Here is a 20,760-nt window from a genome sequence, read left to right as displayed (position 1 = left end):
TATAGATTTCTCAAGCCTAACATTGAGCTATATGAATCTAAAGTAACGCTCAGGCGGCAGGATGACCGGGCCGGGTCTCCTTCATCCGCAGCGCGACGACCAGGCCGGACAGCGCCGTCACCGCCGCCGTGGCGACCACCGCGGTGCGGATGCCGAACGAGTCGGCGAGCAGACCGGCCATGAGCGCTCCCACCGCGAATCCGAAATCACGCCACAGCCGATAGACCCCCACCGCCCTCGCCCGCCACGACGGATGCGCGACGTCCCCCACGGCCGCCAGCAACGTCGGGTAGACCATGGCGGTGCCCGCGCCGATCAGCGCGGTCGCCGCCGTCCACGGCAGGAATCCGTCGGCGGCGGCGATCCAGGCCAGCGCCCCACCCTGGAGGAACATGCCGCCCATGATCAGGCGTTTGCGGCCCCACCGATCCGAGAGGGCACCCGCGGCGATCTGGCCCACGCCCCAGACGGCGGGCAACACCGCCGTCAGCACCCCGATCTCGACCAGATTCAGCCCTTCCGCCGCGAACAACACGGGGAACAACCCCCACGCCACACCGTCGTTGAGGTTGTTCACCAGCCCGGCCTGGCTGGCCGCCGACAGGGAGGGGTCACGGACGCTGGTGGTGACGAAGACGTCCCTGGTCGACCGGCGCTCGTCATCACTCGCCTCCAGCGACACGAACTCCCGTGTCTCCCTGACCCGCAGGACGGAGAGCCCGAGCCCGATGACCACGTAGGCGAGGCCGAGCAGGAAGGGGGCGGGCCGTAGCCCGTACAGCTCGGCCAGATACCCGGTCACCAGGGCGGTCACCGCGACTGCCAGATATCCGGCCGACTCGTTGAAGCCCATGGCCAGGCCTCGGCGTTCCGGCCCGACCAGATCGATCTTCATGATGACGGTCGTCGACCAGGTGAGCCCCTGGTTGACGCCGAGGAGCACGTTGGCCGCGATCACCCACCCCCACTCGGGCGCCCAGATGATCAGTAGCGGCACCGGCAGTCCGACCAGCCATCCCGCCGCCAGCACCGGCTTGCGGCCGTACCGATCCGACAGGGTGCCCGCGAAGAAGTTGGCGGCGGCCTTCGACAACCCGAACACCAGGATGTAGGTGAGCAGCGCCGTGTACGCGCTCAGTGCGAACTCCTGCTCGGCCAGCAGCGGCAGCACCGCCCGCTCCTGGCCGAGGGTGCCGCCCACCAGGGCGTTGACGAGGACGAGCAGGAGAAACTGGGGGAGATTCGCGCGCAGCCCCAGGCGGGGCGCACGCGTCATCAGCCGCGCTCCAGCGGAATTCCGGTCAGGCGCGACCAGTCGGCCGGGCCGCCCGACAGGATGCGCACCGCCTGGTGCCCCCGTCGTCGCAGCAGGCTGGCCGCCGTCGCGGCGCGTTCGCCGTGGCCGCACATCACCACCACAGGCCCGTCCGTCGGTGTGAACGCGCCGATTCTGCCGAGTTCCACGTTGTCGGCGTCCGGCAGGTGACCGGTCTGGAACTCCGACTCCTGGCGCACATCGATCACCCGGGCCGCGCCGACCTCGGCGGGACCGATCACGTCGGCGGTGTCGGCGATCATCTTCCAGCCCTCGTCCAGCTCGCCGAGGATGGCGTCGTACCCGACCTTGAGCGCCTGCCAGACGATCTCGGCCGGATCCTGCGCGGGATTGCGCACGAACGCCAGCGTGCTGCCGGCGGTCACGATCCAGCCCAGCCAGGTGGCGAACTGGCCGCGCAGCGGAATCGACACGGACCCGGGCACGTGTTCCCGCGCGAAGTCCAGCACCGGCCGCACGTCCACCACGACCGCGCCCGCCCGCGCCACGGTGGCGAGATCGACGGGCTTCAACAAGGGCCGCTCGCCGACGACGGCGGGTCCCCTCCGGTTCACCTCGGGCAGGTCCGCGAAATAGGAGGGGTGCGAGCCCAACCCCGCCAGCAGGCGTTCCGCGAAGCTCTGCGGGCTGTCAGCCTGAAACAGCAGGTTGGTGCGTTTCTCGACGCCGATCGACGAGGTGCGTTCGGCGCCCGGAGGCGCCGAGCAGAACGAACCGGCGCCGTGGGTGGGCCACACGTGCGTCGCGTCGGGCAGCGTGGCCAGACGCCGCAGCGAGGCGTACTGGGCGTGCGCGAGTTCGACCGTGCGGGCCGGATCGACGAGGTCGGTGCGGGCCGCCGAGCCGACGATCAGGGAGCCTCCGGTGAAGACTCCGAGTGGCCGGTCGCCGTCGAGCAGCACGTAGCAGAGGTGCTCGACCGTGTGACCTGGGGTGGCCAGAGCCCGGAGTGTCAGTCCGCCCAGGTCGAACTCGTCCTCGTCGCGCAGGCTGACATGGGGGAACTCCCGGCCGCCGGAGGCGGAGGCGAGAATCGCCGCCCCGTCGTCGGCGGCGAGTTGACGGGCGCCGGACAGGAAGTCCGCGTGCAGGTGGGTCTCCGCCGCGAAGGCGATCTTCAACCCGTGTCGTTCCGCGGCCGCCCTGAGCTGTCGCAGGTCGCGCGATGCGTCCACGGCCAGTGCCCGTCCGTCTCCCAGGTCGGCGAGGTATGCCGTGTTTCCGAGCCCTTCGTCGACGAGCGGGATGACGTGCGCGTCCACTGTGCCACCTCCCGGGTTGCTGATACGATATTCCATAAGTATTTGGAGGATGGTATATGAGTGACCGCGAGCGCAAGTCTCTGCTCTACGAACAGTTCGCACGCATGGGCAAGGCGCTGGCCAACCCGTTGCGACTGGAGCTGATCGACGTGCTGGCCCAGGGCGAACGCAGTGTCGAGGACCTGGCCACCTCGTGCGGATGGAAGCTCAGCAACACATCCGCCCAGCTCAAAGTGCTGCAGTATGCCGGCCTGCTGAAGGCCCGCCGATCCGGCGTCAAGATCTTCTACCGGTTGGCCGACCCGTCCGTCCACGCCTTCGTCGAATCCCTCAAGTCGATGGCCGCGGACGCGTTGCCCGACGCGGAGAAGGCGGCCCGTGACTACCTGGGTGACGTGGAGGCATTGCACCCCCTCCTCCAACGCCGGGAGCTGGCCGAGCTGATGGGACGGGGTGAGGTCGTCGTGCTCGACGTGCGGCCCGCCGAGGAGTTCGCCGCAGGCCATATCGACGGAGCCGTGTCGATGCCTCACGACGAGGTGGCCACCCGTCTGGCCGAACTGCCCCGTGACAGTTTGATCGTGGCCTACTGCCGTGGCCGGTTCTGCGTGATGGCGCCGGAGGCCGTGCGGATGCTGAGGGAGGCGGGGTTCGACGCGCGGCTTCTGGTCGACGGATGGCCGCAGTGGCACGCGGAGGGACTGCCGGTCGCCTCATGAGACCGCCGGGCCTCCGCGACGACGTCGTCTACCTGGACCACAACGCCACCACACCGGTGGACCCCCGGGTGGCCGAGGCGGCGCGGCCGTACATCGAGACCCACTTCGGCAACCCCTCGACCGCGGGCACCTACGCGGACGAGCCCCGGCGAGCCCTCATCGAAGCCCGTGCCCAGGTGGCCGCGCTGATCGGCGCCCGGCCGGGGGAGATCGTGTTCACCTCCGGGGGGTCGGAGTCCGACGTCCTCGCCCTGCGCGGCCCGGCCCTGACGCCGGGTGACCACCTGATCAGCCAGGTCACCGAACATCCGGCGGTGCTACGCACATGCGCCGCCCTCGAACGCTCCGGTGTCCGGATCACCCTCCTGCCGGTCGACGGATCCGGCCGGGTGGATCCCGAGGACGTCCGCCGCGCCCTGACCCCGCGAACCCGGCTGGTGTCGGTCATGCTCGCCAACGGCGAGACCGGCACCCTGCAGCCCGTCGTCGAACTGGCCGCGGTCGCCCGTGAGCACGGTGCCCTGTTCCACACCGATGCCGCCCAGGCGGTCGGCAAGATCCCTCTCTCGGTAGCCGACCTGGGCGTGGACCTGCTGACCGTCGCAGGTCACAAGTTCTACGCCCCCAAGGGGGTCGGAGCCCTGTACGTCCGCCAGGGCGTCGTCGTCGAGCCGCTCATCCCGGGCGGCGGGCAGGAGGGCGGTCGGCGGTCCGGCACCGAGAACGTGGCCTTCGCGGTGGCGCTCGGCGAGGCCGCTCGGCTGGCGAGGGAGGGGATGGTGGCGGAGAAGTCCCGGATCAGGCGCCTCCGTGATCGCCTGCACGAGCGGCTCGACGCGGACCGGCCCGGAGGCGTACGGCTGAACGGTCATCCCGAGCAGCGGCTGCCCGGCACCCTCAATGTGAGCCTGCCGGGCGTGCTCACCCGAGATCTGCTGTCGAACCTGCCCGGTCTGGCCGCCGCGACAGGCTCGGCCTGCCACACCGGCGACCCGGAGCCCTCCACCGTGCTGACGGCGATGGGCCTGGACCGCGAACGCGCGCTGTCGGCGATCCGGCTGTCGCTCGGCCGCTGGACGACGGAGGCCGACGTCGACCGGGCCGCGGCCTTGCTCGTCGCCGCCTCCGATGACGTGATATCTCGCCGAGCGTCCATTTGACGCGTGCGGTGTCCAAGGCTCCGCCCAGACACGCTAGGCGAATCTCACGGCCGTCGATTCGGATCGCCTTCTGGTGGATCGTCTTCCTGGAACCGAAGGGCTGGAGCTCCGGGCAAAGGCGCAGATCACGCTCCCGTCTTCGTCCGGAACACCCATTGTGGTGAGGAGCCTGAGAGAAGGGAGACGCTGTGAAATACGTGCTCATGTTCATCGAGACCGAATCGCATGCCAAGGAACTGGAGGCGATGAGCGCCGAAGAACGCGAGACCGCCTACGGGGCCGTGGGACGCTGGTTCGCCGACCACGCCGACAAGATCACACACCAGGCCTATCTGGCGCCCGCCCACACCGCCACCACCGTGCGTCTCGACCTCGGCGAGCCGGTGGTCATTGACGGACGCTTCGCCGACGGCGGGGAAGTGGTCAGCGGATACGCGGAAGTCGACGTCGCCGACATGGAGGAGGCCCTGCTCATGGCCAAGTCCTGGCCGGCCTGTCCGATCGTGGAGATCCGTCCCGTTTCCTGAGCCGCTCGTCCGGGGCGCCGCCTCACCGTGGTCGCGAGGACGGCCGAGTCGCCGGGCATACGCGCCTACCCCGGAGAACTCCAGCAACGGGAGACACCCTGCGAAAGAGTCTCTTCGTCCTGAGGTGCCGTTCCCGCGACGAGGATCCGTTGTCGTCCGGCCGGGTCAGGCGTCTCGGCGTTCGAAGACGAGGGCCGCGGCGGCGAGCGCGACGAGCGTCCAGGCAAGGACGAGGAGCGAGCCCTCCCACTGACCGAGCGACGTGCCGGTCTCCGCGCCGGCCGAGAGCCACATGCCGCGACCCGCCGCGTCGGGCAGGTAGGTGGCGTAATCCGTGTGATCCCGGACGTACGGGCCGACGACGAAGTAGTGGCCGAGCAGGACCGCGACGGCCGGGAGACTCCTCCTCACGACGGTCGCGAGGGAGAAGGCGATCAACGTGGTGAGGACGAGGTAGGCGATCGCCCCGGCCGCGGCCTGCGCCGCTCGGTGACCGTCCACGGGGGCCGCCACGTCCACCGGAGCGAACCGGGCGATCACCACGCCGGCGGCGACGGTCACGGCGGCGACCGGGACGGCCGCGAGGGCGAGGGCGAGTGCCTTGACGAGCTGCAACTCGATCCTTCGGGGCATGCTCGTCAGGCTCGTCCGGATCTGGCCGCCACCGTACTCCGAGGTGGCGGCCAGGACGCCGAGGACGATGAAGCCGGCCTGCAGGTATCCGACGGCGGCCAGGCCGACGTCGAGTGTGGAGGTCGCGTCGCCTCGCCCCTGTTTCGCCGCGGCGACGAACGCGGCATCGAGGACGAGTGCCGCGCCCCAGGTCCCGAACGTCGTCAGCCACAGGGCGGGCAGGGTGAGCAGTTTGACGAACTCGGCGCGGAACGCGTCCCTGACGATCTCACGACGGGACCGTGCCTGCCCCGAGGTGACGGTCATGCGTCTCTCCGCCGGAACACGGCGACACCGAGGGCGAGTACCGCGATCACCCAGGACGTCATCACCAGGCCGCCGGTCACCGGAGCGATGTGCACGGAGGATCTGACGTCGCGGAGGAACATCCGTGCCCCGACCAGGTCCGGCAGATAGTTCGCGGCGTCGATCACGCGGGACAGGAGGTAGGTGACCGACACGAGAGAGGTGTTCAGGATCAGCACCGTCAGCGGTATGACGCCGTTGCGGGTGAGCAGCGTGATGCCGTAGGCCAGCAGCGAGGTGAGCACCCAGTACAGGACGACCCCGAGCACGCGCGGAGCGGTGTCGGCGGTGAGCGATGCGGCGTGGTCGCCGAGGACGACCCGGGTGACGGTGAGGGTCACCGCGGTCGTGACCGTCGCCAGCGCGGCCACCGTCAGGACCAGCGCCGTGGTCTTCGCGGCGAGGAACCGGGGGCGGGAGGGTACGGCGGTCAGACTCGTGGTGACCTGGCGTGCGCCGGCCGACTCCTCTCCCTCGGTCAGGTATTCGCTGCTGATGGCGACCACGCCGAGGACGATCGCGCCGAGGACGCCGAACGCGAGCTCCTGGTATCCGGCGTCGCCGCCGGGAACGGTCAGGGTGCCGTTCTCGATCGCCCGCACGATCGTGGACGCGTTGAGGAAGGCGATCGCCGGTGACACGACGAGGCCGATCACGACGGCGATCCAGGCCGACGGTAACCCGAGGAGCTTGAGCGACTCCGCGCGGACGATTCGCACTACCGGCCTCCCGGCGTCGCGTCGCCGGATCCCGCCGAGGTCAGCGCGAAGAAGGCGTCCTCGAGGGTTCGGTGGTCGCCGGTGACCTCGGCCAGGGTGCCCCGGCTCACGATTCGCCCCCTGTCGATGACGACGACGTCGTCGACGGTCTCGGCGAGTTCGCCCATGAGATGGCTCGACAGCAGGACGGTCCGGCCCGCGGCGGCGCGATCACGCAGGAACCGCCGCATCCATCGGATGCCCCCGGGGTCGAGCCCGTTGATCGGCTCGTCCAGTACCAGCACCTCCGGGTCGCCCAGCAGAGCCGCCGCGAGGCCCAGACGTCGCCCCATGCCGAGCGAGTATCCGCTCACGCGCTTTCCCGCGGCCTCCGTCAGGCCGACGACGGCGAGGACCTCGTCGACCCGCTCACGGGGCAGGCCGTTACTCGCGGCGACCCAGCGCAGGTGAGCCCGCCCTGTCCGGGAGCGGTGTGCTCCGCTCCCGTCGAGCAGCGCGCCCACGGTGGTCAAAGGGCGGTTCAGCCGGGCGAAAGGCCGGCCGCACACGAGCGCGACACCCTCCTGCGCCCGGTCCAGGCCCAGGATGATCCGGAGTGTCGAGGACTTTCCCGCCCCGTTCGGGCCGAGGAAGCCCGTCACGCGGCCCGGTCGGGCCTCGAAACCGACGTCGGACAGGATCTGGGTGCTTCCCCGCCGTTTGCTGACGTGTTCGACAGTGATCATTCAACCCTCGTGTGAGTCGTGGTGAGGCGATCAGTCAACCGGGGGACGGCCGCCCCCGCATCGGACGTCGGATCGAAACCCGGCGGCGCGTCTCGGACCGGAGGCCGTCGGACCCAGGGCTGAGATCGAGCGGGGGAGACCGGCGTGATGTGCCCTGGCCCTTGTTCCGAACCTGACGAGGGCTTCGGCTCGGCGCCTAGGATGACGGTGATGAACACGCTTCAGCGGCCTGTATGGCGCTCGCATGCCGGGCTGGTCAGCGGCGTGGTGTTCGTCGTGCTGCTCGCGGTCCTTCTCGCGACAGGAGCCGATGGACCACTCGCCGATGTCGTTCCCTCGCTGATCGCGGCGATCGCGATCGGCGTCGCGGTCTGGGCGGTCCGGCGGACGCGCGCCACCCGTGCCGACTACGAGGCGCGGCTCACCAGCTGGGCCGCCACGGAGGCGGTGCTGGCGGAGCGGATGCGGATCGCGCGGGACCTGCACGACATCGTCTCCCACGGCCTCGGGCTGATCACCGTTCGCGCCGCCGCGGTCCGCCAGGTCACGAACGCCGACGGGCGTGACGTCGCCGAGCTGCGGGAGGCCCTCGCGGACATCGAGGCGGCGGGCAGGAACGCGACGGCCGAGTTGCGTCGCATGCTGACCGTGCTCCGCACGTCCGGAGGCTCCCGCGACGAGGAGGTTCCGCGGCTGCCCGTGGAGAGTCTCGAGCAGCTTCCCGCGATCGTCCGCGGCACCGAGATCACCGGCCTTCGTACCCGGCTGGACCTCGAACCGCTGGGCGAGGTCTCCCAGGGGGTCCAGATCGCGATCTGCAAAATCGTGCGGGAGGCCCTGAACAACTCGGCGCGTCACGCCGGTCCCACCACCGTCTCGGTGCACGTCTACCGGGACGGGGGCACGGTGGTGGTCACGGTCGCCGACAGCGGTCCCGACGGTGGCCCCGAAGGCCCCTGGTCGGCGAGGCCCGGCGCGGGCCACGGGCTGGCGGGCCTTCGGGAACGCGTCTCGGGTCTCGGCGGCAGCCTCCACGCCGCGGCCGTCGAAGGAGGCTTCCGGGTCGTCGCCCGGATCCCGGACGAGGTCGGCACGTGAACGACGGCGACCGCCCCGTCCGGGTGGTGCTCGCCGATGACCAGCCCTTACTCCGCAGGAGTCTCGCGATGGTCATCGACAACGCGGCCGGCCTGGCCGTCGTCGGTGAGGCCGGCGACGGCGTGGAGGCGCTGGCCGTGGCGCGAGCGACCCGACCCGACGTGATCCTGATGGATGTGCGCATGCCCCGGCTCGACGGGCTCAGGGCCACCCGGGAGATCGGCGCCGACCCGGCACTGGCGACGAGCAGAATTCTCGTGCTGAGCATGTTCGAGCTGGACGAGTACGTCTACGAAGCCCTGCACGCCGGTGCTTCGGGGTTTCTCCTCAAGGACACCGTGCCCGAGCAGCTCATCGACGCGATCTGGCGCACCCATCGCGGGGAGTCCCTCTTCGCCCCGTCGATCCTCACCCGGCTCGTCGAGCATTACGTGATGACGCCGCGCTCGCACCCGCGTCCGCCGGTGGGGCGGCTGACCGGCAGGGAGGTCGAGGTGCTCACCCTCGTCGGGCGGGGCCTGTCGAACGACGAGATCGCCGCCCGGCTCACGATATCCGTCAAAACCGTCAAGACGCATATCTCTCACCTGCTCGCCAAAGCCGGCGCGCGTGACAGAGCGCAGCTCGTCATCGCCGCGTTCGACGCGGGACTGGTGCGACCGCGCGGACACACCGGAAACATCCGCTGAACTCCGCACCTGTCCGTCCCCCCTTACTCGGAGGTCACTGCGGCTTCGGGGGCGGGACGACGACCGTCGTCCCGCCCCCGAGGCATGATGGCTCACTCGCCCACGGTCACACCTGGGTGCGGAGCCACTGCTGGTTGGTGCCGGTGCCGCAGGTCCACTGCACGACCTGGACTCCGTCGGCGGTGCCGGCGTTCAGCACGTCGAGGCACTTGTCGCTGTGGCGGGCGACGAGCCGCACGTAGCCGTTGCCGGCGTCCTGGAGACGCCACTGCTGGTTGGTGCCTCCGTTGCAGGCCCACTGGACCACCCGGGCACCGTTCGCGGTCGCGGTGGCGCCGCCGTACACGTCGAGGCACTTGCCGCTGCTGACGCTCGTCACCGTGTAGTAGCCGCCACCGGCGTCCTGGAAGCGCCAGCGCTGGTTCGCCTGCCCGTTCGCCGTCCACTGCACGATGTTCGCGCCGTCGGTCGTCGCGGCGTTGTTGACGTCCAGCGACTTCCCGCTGTGCCGCGCGGTCATCGTGTAGGTGGCCGGTGGCGGGACGGTGGTCTGGGGAGCCAGCCGGTAGAGCCCGGAGCCGTGCGGGGGCAGCGAACGGCTGAACGTCCCGGTCGAGGTGCCGAGGTTCGCACCGGACCACAGGTCGGTCACGACGGCCGAGCCGATGCCGAGGTCGGCGAGGTTCACCGACACGTTGGCCGTCGCGCTCTCTCGGTTGAACAGGGCGACGTAGCGGTGGTCGCTGTCCGGCACGTTGGCGGTCCACACCTGCCGGGTCCCTCCGTAGAGCCGGCGGTTGTCGGTGCTGTGCTGGTCGACCGCGAGCACCGCGGAGTTGGTCATCAACGCCAGCTCCGCCGGCCGGTTCTCGACGAGGTTGCCGCCCCACATCAGCGGCGCCCGGTTGATCGCCCACAGGGTCATGAGCGTGCGTTGCTCGTCGGCGGTGAGGTTGGAGTATCGCGGCGAGCCGACCGGGCCGTACTTCGACAGCCGCCCGATCGGGATCATGTCCGGATCGGGCCACGCTCCCTTCGTCCGGTGCGGCGTCCAGTTGTGCAACTGGTCGAACAACGCGTCGAGAGCCGACCAGTTGTCCCACAGGTCGTTCACGATCCGCCACATGTGCGCGTTCGCCCGCACGTGCGATCCGCCGGCCAGCGGGGTCGCGCCGGGGGAGAGGCTCAGCACCATCGGGCGACCGCTGCGCTGGATCGCCACCCGGTACCCCTCGACCTCCGCCTGCCGGTACGTCGGCGCGGAGATGTCGTCCACCTTCACGAAGTCGACCCCCCAGGAGGCCAGCAGCTGGAACACCGAGTCGAGGTACGCCTGCGCGCAGGGGTTGGTCATGTCCAGCCCCCACATGAGGTTGAGCCAGGCCGCGGTGGTGCCGTTGGCGATCTGGTTGGCGCGGCAGTCGGTGCCGAGGATCGGCACGTTGTCCGCGACCGCCTGCCGGGGAATGCCTCGCATCAGGTGCACGCCGAACTTCAGCCCCTGGGCGTGCACGTAGTCGGCGAGCGGTTTGAATCCGTTGGTGCCGGCCGCCGAGGGGAACCGGGTGGTGTCGGGCAGCAACCGCCCGTTGGCGTCCATCCGGAGCCGGGGTTGCAGGTTGGCGTCCTGGTTGGGGCTACCGGTGTGCTGGCCAGGGTAGTACCACGCCCAGTCGATGACGACGTACTGCCAGCCGTGCTGCCGCAGGTTCGCACCCATGTAGTCGGCATTGGCCCGGACATCGGCCTCGGTGACCCTCCAGTTGAACGAGTCGTAGCTGTTCCACCCCATCGGCGGGGTGTCGGCCACGCCGTTGTCCCACATCTGCATCCTTTCCGCCGAACCGCTGCCGACCAGATTCACCACGAGCAGGAGCGTCGCGGCCATCAGGACGGCCGTCCTACGGAGTACCGGATGGACCGTGCGGTTGCTCATCAGACCTCCACAAAGACCTGGGAACCCTTACCGCTCTGTGCCCGCTCAGCGATAGCCGGCGGACACCACGCTTGCCTGTACCGCGTTCTCGGTCGCGTCGGACGGGTAGCCGGCGACCATGGCCCCTTCGTAGAAGGTGCCCGCACTCAGGTTCGCACCGCCGTCGGGCTTGCAACAGTCTCCGCCGCTGCCCAGGATGATCGCGCCCTGCTTCTTCATCGGGCTGTATCCGGGCGGGAGCGCGCCGTCCCACAGCGTGTAGAGGCTGCCGGACTGGGCGTTGCTGCCCTTGATCGCGAAGCGCGTGGTGCCGTTGTTCTTCAGGGTCGCGGTGACGAACTTGCTGTTGAAGGCGCGCTGGTTCGGGTTCCAGCTCTGGCTGCCGCCGGGGAAGAGGCCCCATTCGAGGTCGGCCTGCACCCAGGGACCCGTGCCGGAACAGCCGCCGAACCAGCACTGGGTGCTGAAGTTGATGGCGTCCATCGCCCCGGCGGCGTCGGCCTTCCGCGTCGTCTCGCTGTTGCCGTAGTCGAAGCAGCAGCCGTTGTTGACGTGGGTGCCGCTGGTCACCATGTACATGCCCTCGGGGGCGGCGCCGGTCGGCACCCCGGTGAGGTGCCCGTCCCGCCAGTAGCTGTTGCCGGGGTTGATGTAGAGCGAGTACGCCTTCGCGCCGCCCACGGTGAGGGACTCCGAAGTGGCGATCGCCGGCCTGCTCTGCGGCGAGCCGGGAACCACGCTCGATCCCTGGTACCAGAGGTCGTTGCCCCGTCCCGACTGGTCGAAGACGACCGTCACCACGCAGGTCGTGCCGGCGCAGAACGAGTCCTGCGTCGCGGCGTTGGCGGTGCCGCCCGCGGCCAGCAGGCCGATGTTGCGGGTCGTGTTGTCCGACGAGCGGCGGACCTGGTACAGGTTGCCGGCGTACGCTTCATAGAGCGCCCGCGTCGTGCTGTGGGCCGCCACGCAGGGGGTGCCGCCGGAGGCGTAGATGTCACACGGACGCGCGCCGGGCGGCGGTGGCGTCGGAGTCACAGTCGGCGTCGGGGTCGGAGTGGTGGGCGAGGTCCACTGCTGGTTGGTGCCGCCGTGGCACGCCCACAGGAGGATCTTGGTGCCGTTCGCGGTGCCGGCGCCGTTGGCGTCGAGGCACAGGCCGGACTGCACGCCGGTGATGGTGCCGTTGGCGTTGACGTTCCACTGCTGGTTGGTCTGGCCGTTGCAGTCCCAGATCACCGCCGCGGTGCCGTTCGAGGTGCCCCGGCCGTAGGCGTCCAGGCACTTGTTGCCGTAGACCATGAGCTGCTTGCTCGACGTCCAGGTCCAGATCTGGCCGGCGCCGCCGTGGCAGTCCCACAGTTGTGTCTGGGCGCCGTTGGCGGTGCCGGCGTTGGGGACTTCGAGACAGCGGCCGGACGCGGTACCCACGATTCTGGTGCTCTGCCCCGGCTCGATGGCGGCCGCCGCCGACGCCGAGGCGGCCGCCTCGGCCGGAGCCTGGGTGCCTGGTGTGACGCCGCCGACGATGAGGACGCCGGCGAGCGCGCCGGCCAGGGCGCTCAGCAGCCGGAGGCGACGGCGTCGGGGCATGGGGTCGCGGACCTGCCCTGACCTGCTGCGTAACGGGATTCGCACGGTGTGACTCCTGTTCTGTTGTGAGAAAGCGAGGGTCTGCGGACGTTCCACGGTGACGGTGCTGTCGAACCGATTCGACAGCACTTCCACCGTGTTGACGGCGACTCTGGCCCGCCAGGGTCACCGACGGTGGGCGGGTGGGGCCTGCGGTGTCGCGTCCGGGCGGGAGTGCTGGGCCACCACCACCGACTGGAAGCCGCCGTCCGAGGGCGGCAGCAGGGTGATGGTGTAGGTGTCGGTCTGGTTGCCGTACGGCAGGGTCACCGTGACGTTGTTGTTCGACAGGTTCACCACGTTGTTCGAGACCGTGATCGGGCCCTGCACCGCGCCGCCGCCGTTGTACGGGATGCGCTGGGTGAGGACACGCACCTGGTTGTTCTGCACGATGCCGCTGGTGGTGTCCAGGCGCCGCAGGTTCACGGTCAGGTTTCCGGTGGTGCGACCGCCGCCGACCAGCACCTTCGCGACCCCGCTCGTCTTGGTGGCGTGCGCGTCGTACGACGGCCCGGCGGTCACCGAGACGACCTGTCCGGTCTGCGAGGCGTAGTAGCGGTAGACCCACCACTCGCCCTTGGGCTGGTGCCGGCCGGCCGAGTCGCGGACCAGCAGGTTGGCGAGGTCGTTGTGCAGGTCGCCGCCACCGGCCCAGTTCGCCCGCAGGCCGTCCGCGCGGGCCCGCTCCAGCCGCGCGATGTACCAGGCGCCGTCGGCGGGGTTCTGCTCCTCGGGCGCGCCGTACTCGTTGATCTGGTACGGGCGGGGGTGCGGGATGCCGCGCGGGTCGAGGGTGGCGTTGGCGGCGGCGACGTTGGCGACCGGGTCGCCGGGCAGCGAGTGCCAGCTGATGATGTCCGGCACCGTGTCGGTCGAGCGGACGAAGTCCAGGTACTGGTTCCAGAAGGTGTGCGTGGTGGACGGGACGCAGGCACAGCTCGGGCCGACGATGAGCCGGCTGGGGAACTCCGCCCGGATGCGCCGGTAGGTGCGGCGCCACAGTTCGAGGTACTGGGAGATCGGGCGGTTCCAGAACAGGGTGATGTTGGGCTCGTTCCAGATGTCCCACTGCATGCTCAGCCCGGAGGCCCGGACGTCGTTGACGAGGCGGTTCAGGAAGTCGTCGTAGTCGGTCCAGTCGCCGTTGTCGCCGGGGAAGCGGGAGATCCCGGCGCCGTCCGCACCCCACAGGTCGTGCGGCAGGAGGATGAACCGACCGCCGAGGGCGACGGTCCTGCGCGCATGGGCGAGGGTGGAGTTCCACCGGCGGTCGTAGGTCCCGCCGACCCAGCCACTCCCGGGGAGCTGCGCGCCGCCGGCGCGCATGAAACGGAAGTTGACGTCGCGGAAGAAGTGGTCGGCCGGTCCCACGGCGTTCTCCGGCATGCCGTAGATCCAGCCGGAGGCGCGGTAGGTCGGCGCACCGCCGGTGGTGGAGAAGTCGACGGTGATCGACTCGTCGGCGGCCTGGGCCGGGGAGCCGGTGACGGTCACGGAGGCGCCGGTGACGAGCAGGCCGACCACGAGACGGGCGACGAGCGCACGGGATCGTCGCGGCCTGCCGCGGGAGGGGGCTTTCACGGGCGGCTCCTTGCAGGGCGTTGGGGGGGACGCTCTTCGGAGGGCTGCACTTGCGAACCGATTCGAAAGGATCGTAGAACCGGTCACCGAAGCGTGTCAATGAAGTGACGGTTCGATGACATCGATGTTTCGTAAAACACGGCTTTTAGCGTGATGGATGCCTTGACTGTTCCGGGTGGACAGGCCATGTTCACCCTGCTTGATTCATCGAATCGGTTCGCTTCACGCCGAGAATCGGCGTCGACCTGCGCATCCCCGCCCGACGATCCGCGCGAAGCGCGGCGGATGACGGGGCTCGGCCGTCGGTGGCCGAGGCCCCGGTCGAACACGAACCGAACCGCACCCGCCTCGCACGGCGATGCGAGGCGGGTGCGCGTGCCCACCGGGATCGGCGCGCCATCGGGGGACCGATTCCCCGGTGGCGTGCCGCTTCTCTCAGGCGTGGGCAGGACTCAGGGGCTCGTGCACTGGTAGCCGGACGGCGTCTGGGTGTTGCCGTTGGGGCGGCTCGCCTGGAAACCGAAGGTGGTGCTCTGGCCCGGGCCGAGCGCGCCGTTGTGCCCGGCGCTCCTCGCCGTGACGGTCTGCCCGCTCACGGTCAGCGTGGCGTTCCACGAACCGGTGACGGCGTGGCCGCTCGGCAGCGTGAAGGTCACCGTCCAGCCACTGGTAGCGGACGTGCCGGTGTTGGTGACCGTGACCGGCTGGATCACGTATCCGTTCGACCACTGCGTCTGGACGGTCCCCGTCGCCGAGCACCCACCGGGGCCGCCGCCACCCGGGGTGGTGGTGACCGTCACCGTGTTCGACACCGGCGAGAGGTTGCCCGCCGCGTCGCGGGCCCGGACCTGGTAGCGGTAGGTGGTGTTCGCGGTGAGCCCGGTCTCGGCGTACGAGGTGGTGGCCGAGGTCCCCACCTGGGTGAAGGTGCCGCCGGACGCGCCCGGCGCGCGCAGGACGTCGTATCCGGTCACGCCCACGTTGTCGGTGGAGGCGGTCCAGGCCAGGGTGGTGCCGGTGGAGGTCGTCCCCGACGCGGTGAGGCCGGTCGGCGCGGTCGGCGCGGTGGTGTCGCCCCCGGTGGTGGCCGGTGGGACGCGGACGATGCGGTCGTCCTGCGCCGCCGGGGTGCCGCGGCCGTCCCGGTTGCTGGTCGCCACCCAGAGCCAGCCGTCCGGACCGACCGCGACCGTGCGGAGCCGCCCGTAGGTGGACTGGAACTCGGCCAGCGGCGTGCCGGGGGTGCCGGCGCCGCTCAGTGGCACCGTCCAGAGGCGCTGGCCGCGCAGCGCGGCGACGAAGAGCGTGTTGTTGGCCCAGGCCAGCCCGCTCGGCGACGCCTCGGCGGTCGTCCACGTGACGATCGGGTCGCGGAAGGAGGGGTTGTTGCAGGTGCCCTCGCACGTCGGCCAGCCGTAGTTGGAGCCCGCGACGATCTGGTTGATCTCGTCCCGGGTGTTCTGCCCGAGTTCGGCGGCGTACATCCTGCCCTGGGAGTCCCAGGTCAGGCCCTGGACGTTGCGGTGGCCGTAGGTCCAGACGCGGGAGCCGGCGATCGGATTGCCCGAGGGCACGCCTCCGGTGGGTGTCATCCGCAGGATCTTCCCGGCGAGGCTGTTGACGTTCTGCGCGTTGGCGGTGGTGCCGGCGTCGCCGGTCGCCACGTAGAGCATGCCGTCGGGCCCGAAGGCGATGCGGCCGCCGTCGTGGATGGTGGCGCTCGGCACCCCCGAGAGGATCACCGTCTGTGTCTGTGGCGCGGTCAGTTGCAGCCTGACCAGGCGGTTGTCCCCGGCGGTGCTGGTGAAGTACGCGTACACCCAGCCGTCCTGGGCGTAGGTGGGCGACACGGCGATGCCGAGCAGGCCGCTCTCACCCGAGGCGCTCACCCCGCTGATGGTGGCGACCGCCGTGGGTGTCTGGTCCGGCCGCACCCGCAGGATGCGTCCGGTGTTGCGTTCTGACACCAGCGCGCTGCCGTCCGGCAGGAACGCCAGACCCCAGGGAACCTGGAGGCCCGTGACGGAGACCTGCGCCCGGGAGAAGTCGAAGCCGCCCACCACCTGGGCGCGGGCCTCGGGGGCGGTGACGACCAGCGCGAGCAGAGCCAGAATCAGGGCCGGTATGACGCGGGCGCGCATGATGGCCTCCTTGACCGAATCACTTTACGTATGTCAGCACCGTAGGCACGCGGGCCGCGGAACCTCAAACACCGTGATCGATCCACCCTGACACTCTGGGAGTACGGCGTCACACCGGTGAAAATTTCACGCGAACGGTGAGACTCTCAGCGGGGGACGGCGTCCGAGCTGTCCTCTTCGAGGAGGAAACCGCCGGACTGGTGGTGCCACAGGCGGGAGTACGGTCCCTGGGCACGAAGGAGCTCGTGGTGGTCGCCCTGTTCCACGATGCGGCCCTGGTCGAGGACGACGAGGCGGTCCATGCGCACGACGGTGCTCAGCCGGTGCGCGACCACGAGGGCGGTGCGGTCACGCATCAGGCCCCACAGGGCCTCCTGGATGAGAGTCTCGCTCTCGGAGTCCAGCGCGCTCGTGGCCTCGTCCAGCAGCAGGATCGGCGCGTCGCGCAGGATGGCGCGGGCGAGGGCGACGCGCTGCCGCTGGCCGCCGGAGAGTTTGACGCCGCGTTCCCCGACCAGCGTGTCGAAGCCGTTCGGCAGGGTCTCGGCGAACTCCGTGACGTGCGCCGCCCGCGCCACCCGGTGGATCTCGGCATCGGTGGCGCCCGGCCGGGCGAAGGCGATGTTGTCGCGCAACGACCGGTGGAACAGGGCGGGCTCCTGCGGGACGTAGGAGATCAGGCTGCGCAGGTCGGCCTGGCGGAGCCGGGTGACGTCCTGGCCGCCGATGAGGATCCGGCCGCCCTCGATGTCCATGAGGCGTAGCAGCAGCCGGGTGAGGGTGGTCTTGCCGCCGCCCGACCGGCCCACCAGGCCGACCTTGGTGCCGGTGGGAATGTGCAGGTCCAGGCCGTCGAACAGCGGCGGATTGCCGGAGTGCGCGAACGTCACCCGCTCGAACCGGACGCCGGCGTCGGCGGGGCGCAGCGGCTGCGGGTCCTTGGGGTCGACGACTGCCGGCGGGGTGAGGAGGAGCTCGGTGAACTGGGCGGACTCGGTGAGCACGCTCTCCATGCGACGGTAGATCTGGTTGAACTCGAACATGATGTTGATCGAGGTCGTGTAGTAGCTGAACGTCACCACGATCGCCTCCACGCCCAGGCCGCCGCGGAGGGTGATGGCGAGGAGCAGGCCGAGGGTGCTGGTGAGGATCGAGAGCGGGGCGATGACGGTGTCCACCCGGAGGTTGGCGTAGTCCCAGGAGCGGAGCGTCAGCCCGCGCTGCTCGGCGACCCGCGCCCGGTGCTTCGCGGCCTCGCGCTCCTCGGCGGCGAACGCGCGGACCGTCTCCATGTTGGCCAGCACGTCGGCGATGTGCCCGGACACCCGCACCTTCGCGGCCTCACGCTGGTCCACCAGTCTCTGGCGACGGCGAATGAGCGGGGCGATGACGAGGCCCGTGACGACGATGAGGCCGAGGAGGACGAAGACCAGCAGCGGGTGATACCGCCACAGCACCACCGAGGCGAAGGCCAGCGGCACCACCTTGGCGATGATCGAGAAGGTGAGCGTGTCCACGAAGTTCTCGAACCCGCCGGAGAAGCTCAGTACCCGCTTGGTCAGCGAGCCGGCGAAGTTGTCGTGGAAGAACGCGGCGTCCTTGGCCAGCAGCCTGTCCATGGCCATCACCCCGAGCCACTCGACACCCCGGGCGTCCGTACGGTTCAGGAAGTGAATGCCCACCCGCCACAGCACCTCCCCGGCGAGCAGCGTCGCGCCGAAGCCGAGCACGTACGGCATGAGGGCGGCGACGTCGTCGTCCCCGCCATCGGACAGGCGCCCCACGATCGCGCCCACCGCGAGCGGGGCGAGATAGAACAGGCAGGTGTTGCCCAACGCGGGCAGGGTGAGCGCGGGCACGGCGACCCGCCACTGTCTCAGCAGCTCCCGGTTGTAGTACCGCAGCGCCAGCAGGACGGCCGACCTCCGGGGAGACGGTCTGTCTTCTGGAGAATCGAGTGATTCCAGCACGGCCATCCGCCCCTCCGAACACCCTCGGTCATGGCAATGGTGACGCAGGGTGTCAGGAGGATGCGAACGATTTTTCGCCGGCCGGGTCATCGGGGCTCCGTCGCCCCGGCTGGGCGGCGGGTCCGAGGTTCTCGGGGCGGTTAGGCCCTCTCGGTCAAGTGCGTGCCGTGGCCGGGAGGGCGGCGAGCGGGACTCGTGGGGGTCCGCGCAGGTCAGGGTCCGTTGAAATCGTCCGCCGTGCTCCGGCCTTCAAGCCGGGAGCGCGTCAGTCGCCCAGTGGGGGATCGGGCCAGTACGGGACCGATCGCTCGGCGGCGGACACGATGGCCGCGCCGTCCAGGGTGGTGATGCTCAGCTCGATCCCGCCATCGGGCCACTCCACGCCGAGTTCGAAGGTCTCCGGGGGCGCTGAGGGCCAGAGCCACAGTCCTATGTTGAAGAGACTCCCTTCGTCATTGTCGCCGCTACGCAGGGACGTGCCTCCGAGCAGCCAGGAGAGCTGTGGGCTCACGGGCGGATCCTGCGGGAGCCCTGCCAGGTCGAACCTCTGCCCGACGGTGGTGGCCTTGGTGCCGTCGGCGAAGCGGACGCCGAACCGCAGCAGGTTGTCCGGTAACCCGCGGGCGCTCACGCTGGAGATCATGTGGGGGAACACGGACATCTGGAGGGCCTGGAAGTCGTCGGGAGGCAGGGAACGCCGCCTCATGACGATCTCCACGTCCAACAGGCATCCGGTGGTGAACGCCCGGATCGTCGGCAGGGCGATGGCGACGTTCGGGGTGCGGGCGAGCAGTAGATCGCTGGTCACTGCCGCGCCCATCTCCTCCGCGGGCGGGGCGTACCAGGCGGGCGGCCCGAGTTTGGGCGGGCGGAGTGCTTCTTCCTGCGCCGATGGGGGCTCGAAGAACATGCTTTTACCATATGGAAAAAATTTCGCGAGCGCGGGGCGGGGGAATCGCCGCGCTCGTCGGCGTTCGGCCCCCTTCCTGGAGGACGCGAGCCCATGGGCTAAATATGGAAAATCATCACTTTTGTCATAAAATCGCATACTTTGGGGATGTGGTGAGGAAAGACATCACCTCCCCGGGCCGGGCGGCGTGACCGCGGCCCCGACGGCGCCGGGGCTTCGCGGCCGAGGACCGGCCGGAACCAATGATCAAATGGAGGTCCACCCGTCATGAGCACGCATGTTCACGTCCGCCTCAATCGCGACATGACCGTGACCGAGGGGGGCGAGCTGCTCGTGCTGTCCCACTGCCGGTGCGGTGCCACCTGGACCACGTCCTACCGGGCCGAGGAGGGGGAGCCCGAGAGGTGACCCGCTGGAGGTCGCCGGGGACACCGCCCGGCGGGGCGGGTGGGGTCGGCGGCGAGTGTAGTCGCGACCTTTGTCGGGTATCTGTCACTACGCGGTAGCGCTGTGCTACTGGCCGCGCGGGCCGTTGCCCTGCTGCGGCCGAGGTTCCCTCGTGGGGGACGAGGAGCCTGATTCAAGCGTAAGCAGGGGGATGTCATGACATTGCCGATGAGGCGCACCAGGGGCGGCCACATGCACGGGGTCGAGCCGTTCGCGATACTGCGAAGGGACCCCTTCGGGGAGATGCAGGACCTGTTCAGCCAGCTCGGACTGCTGACCCGGCCGACGGTCGAGGGCGAGGCGGAACGCCCGTGGATGCCGATCGCCGAGATCGACGAGATCGACGACGCCTACCTCGCCAGGCTGGAGATGCCCGGCATTTCACCCGAGGACGTCGAGATCTCCATCAACGGCCGCGAACTGTGCGTCAACGGCGAGGTCCACAAGGAAGAGGGAAGTTCCAACGCGCTGCGGGTTCGGACGGGACGATTCCACTTCCACACCTCGCTCCCCTCCGACGTGGACCAGGAGGGCGTGGAGGCGTCGATGGAGGAGGGGATCCTGACCCTGCGGATCCCCAAGGCCACCCAGGGACAGGGGCGACGCATCCAGGTCAAGGCCGGGCATTCCAAGGGGCGCCCGGAGAGTGGACGTTCGGAGAGCGGCCGCTCCGGAGGGCGATCCGAAGGCGGAAAGCGGTCCTGACCGGGCCTTCCCCCTCACGTCCGCAGGTCGAGGTTCTCGCCGCCTCCCGACGCCTCGCTGTCCGTGCGCGGCCCGCATGACCGACTGAGCCGTCCACCCCCGCACCGCACGCGCCGGCCGGGGGGGGGGGGGGGGGGCCCCCCCCCCCCCCCCCCCCCCCCCCCCCCCCCCCCCCCCCCCCCCCCCGCGCGGGCGCCCGCCCGGACACCCCTCAACCCCCGGGTCTTA

Annotated in this window: 18 protein-coding genes; 7 read left to right on the top strand and 11 right to left on the bottom strand. The window is 70.0% G+C overall.

Annotated elements, in window-relative coordinates; genetic code table 11:
* Positions 1–49 precede the first annotated feature (49 nt).
* Complete coding sequence (locus tag AB0B96_RS34995; RefSeq protein ID WP_362905740.1) at positions 50–1,276, bottom strand: MFS transporter; 1,227 nt, start codon at positions 1,274–1,276, stop codon at positions 50–52.
* Positions 1,276–2,598, bottom strand: a complete 1,323-nt coding sequence (locus AB0B96_RS34990; RefSeq protein ID WP_362905738.1) for an MBL fold metallo-hydrolase — start codon at positions 2,596–2,598, stop codon at positions 1,276–1,278. Before AB0B96_RS34990 ends, AB0B96_RS34995 begins: the two co-directional genes overlap by 1 nt.
* 56 nt (positions 2,599–2,654) lie before the next feature.
* Between AB0B96_RS34990 and AB0B96_RS34985 the strand changes: the two genes are divergently transcribed.
* The 3 genes from AB0B96_RS34985 to AB0B96_RS34975 all read left to right on the top strand — a co-directional run bounded on the left by AB0B96_RS34985 (position 2,655) and on the right by AB0B96_RS34975 (position 5,004).
* The gene (locus AB0B96_RS34985; protein WP_362905736.1) at positions 2,655–3,317 is read left to right on the top strand and encodes a metalloregulator ArsR/SmtB family transcription factor; all 663 of its coding nucleotides are present in this window, start codon (positions 2,655–2,657) and stop codon (positions 3,315–3,317) included.
* On the top strand, positions 3,314–4,477 hold the full coding sequence (locus AB0B96_RS34980; protein WP_362905734.1) for a cysteine desulfurase family protein: 1,164 nt from the start codon (positions 3,314–3,316) through the stop codon (positions 4,475–4,477). The genes AB0B96_RS34985 and AB0B96_RS34980 overlap by 4 nt, the downstream gene beginning before the upstream one ends.
* 188 nt (positions 4,478–4,665) lie before the next feature.
* Positions 4,666–5,004, top strand: a complete 339-nt coding sequence (locus tag AB0B96_RS34975) for a hypothetical protein (protein ID WP_362905732.1) — start codon at positions 4,666–4,668, stop codon at positions 5,002–5,004.
* A 165-nt stretch (positions 5,005–5,169) separates the two neighbouring features.
* On the opposite strand, the gene AB0B96_RS34970 is transcribed toward AB0B96_RS34975, so the two are convergent.
* The 3 genes from AB0B96_RS34970 to AB0B96_RS34960 are packed head-to-tail and all read right to left on the bottom strand — an operon-like array spanning position 5,170 to position 7,426.
* Entirely contained in the window at positions 5,170–5,943 is a 774-nt protein-coding gene (locus AB0B96_RS34970) for an ABC transporter permease (protein WP_362905730.1), read from the bottom strand.
* Entirely contained in the window at positions 5,940–6,701 is a 762-nt protein-coding gene (locus AB0B96_RS34965) for an ABC transporter permease (protein WP_362905728.1), read from the bottom strand. Before AB0B96_RS34965 ends, AB0B96_RS34970 begins: the two co-directional genes overlap by 4 nt.
* The gene (locus tag AB0B96_RS34960; protein ID WP_350947084.1) at positions 6,701–7,426 is read right to left on the bottom strand and encodes an ATP-binding cassette domain-containing protein; all 726 of its coding nucleotides are present in this window, start codon (positions 7,424–7,426) and stop codon (positions 6,701–6,703) included. Before AB0B96_RS34960 ends, AB0B96_RS34965 begins: the two co-directional genes overlap by 1 nt.
* Positions 7,427–7,636: 210 nt before the next feature.
* On the opposite strand from AB0B96_RS34960, the gene AB0B96_RS34955 reads away from it, so the two are divergent.
* Positions 7,637–8,524, top strand: a complete 888-nt coding sequence (locus tag AB0B96_RS34955; protein WP_362905725.1) for a histidine kinase — start codon at positions 7,637–7,639, stop codon at positions 8,522–8,524.
* Positions 8,521–9,213: a response regulator transcription factor gene (locus tag AB0B96_RS34950; RefSeq protein WP_350947086.1), complete on the top strand. Its 693-nt coding sequence runs from the start codon at positions 8,521–8,523 to the stop codon at positions 9,211–9,213. The genes AB0B96_RS34955 and AB0B96_RS34950 overlap by 4 nt, the downstream gene beginning before the upstream one ends.
* A 106-nt stretch (positions 9,214–9,319) precedes the next feature.
* Here AB0B96_RS34950 and AB0B96_RS34945 read toward each other — a convergent pair whose 3' ends face one another.
* From AB0B96_RS34945 to AB0B96_RS34920, 6 genes are all read right to left on the bottom strand, one after another.
* On the bottom strand, positions 9,320–11,149 hold the full coding sequence (locus AB0B96_RS34945) for an RICIN domain-containing protein (RefSeq protein WP_362905723.1): 1,830 nt from the start codon (positions 11,147–11,149) through the stop codon (positions 9,320–9,322).
* Positions 11,150–11,194: 45 nt separating this feature from the next.
* Positions 11,195–12,784, bottom strand: a complete 1,590-nt coding sequence (locus AB0B96_RS34940) for an arabinofuranosidase catalytic domain-containing protein (RefSeq protein WP_362905721.1) — start codon at positions 12,782–12,784, stop codon at positions 11,195–11,197.
* Between the two features lie 120 nt (positions 12,785–12,904).
* A complete protein-coding gene (locus tag AB0B96_RS34935; protein WP_362905719.1) occupies positions 12,905–14,359 on the bottom strand; it encodes a hypothetical protein in 1,455 nt (484 codons plus the stop codon).
* 452 nt (positions 14,360–14,811) lie between these two features.
* Complete coding sequence (locus AB0B96_RS34930) at positions 14,812–16,500, bottom strand: PQQ-dependent sugar dehydrogenase (RefSeq protein ID WP_362905717.1); 1,689 nt, start codon at positions 16,498–16,500, stop codon at positions 14,812–14,814.
* A 146-nt stretch (positions 16,501–16,646) separates the two neighbouring features.
* Positions 16,647–18,476 (bottom strand): ABC transporter ATP-binding protein, encoded by a 1,830-nt coding sequence (locus tag AB0B96_RS34925; RefSeq protein WP_362905715.1) that lies wholly within the window; start codon positions 18,474–18,476, stop codon positions 16,647–16,649.
* Between the two features lie 259 nt (positions 18,477–18,735).
* A complete protein-coding gene (locus AB0B96_RS34920) occupies positions 18,736–19,380 on the bottom strand; it encodes a hypothetical protein (RefSeq protein ID WP_362905713.1) in 645 nt (214 codons plus the stop codon).
* 267 nt (positions 19,381–19,647) lie between these two features.
* Between AB0B96_RS34920 and AB0B96_RS34915 the strand changes: the two genes are divergently transcribed.
* Positions 19,648–19,788, top strand: coding sequence for a hypothetical protein (locus tag AB0B96_RS34915; RefSeq protein ID WP_350947093.1), 141 nt, complete (start codon positions 19,648–19,650; stop codon positions 19,786–19,788).
* A 195-nt stretch (positions 19,789–19,983) separates the two neighbouring features.
* Positions 19,984–20,532: an Hsp20/alpha crystallin family protein gene (locus AB0B96_RS34910; RefSeq protein ID WP_350947094.1), complete on the top strand. Its 549-nt coding sequence runs from the start codon at positions 19,984–19,986 to the stop codon at positions 20,530–20,532.
* Positions 20,533–20,760 lie beyond the last annotated feature (228 nt).

The sequence above is a fragment of the Streptosporangium sp. NPDC049046 genome, from assembly GCF_040649155.1.
In the GTDB taxonomy this organism is placed as follows: Bacteria; Actinomycetota; Actinomycetes; order Streptosporangiales; family Streptosporangiaceae; genus Streptosporangium.
The sequence above is the reverse complement of the archived record's forward strand: the minus strand, read 5'-3'. Positions and strand labels throughout refer to the sequence as shown.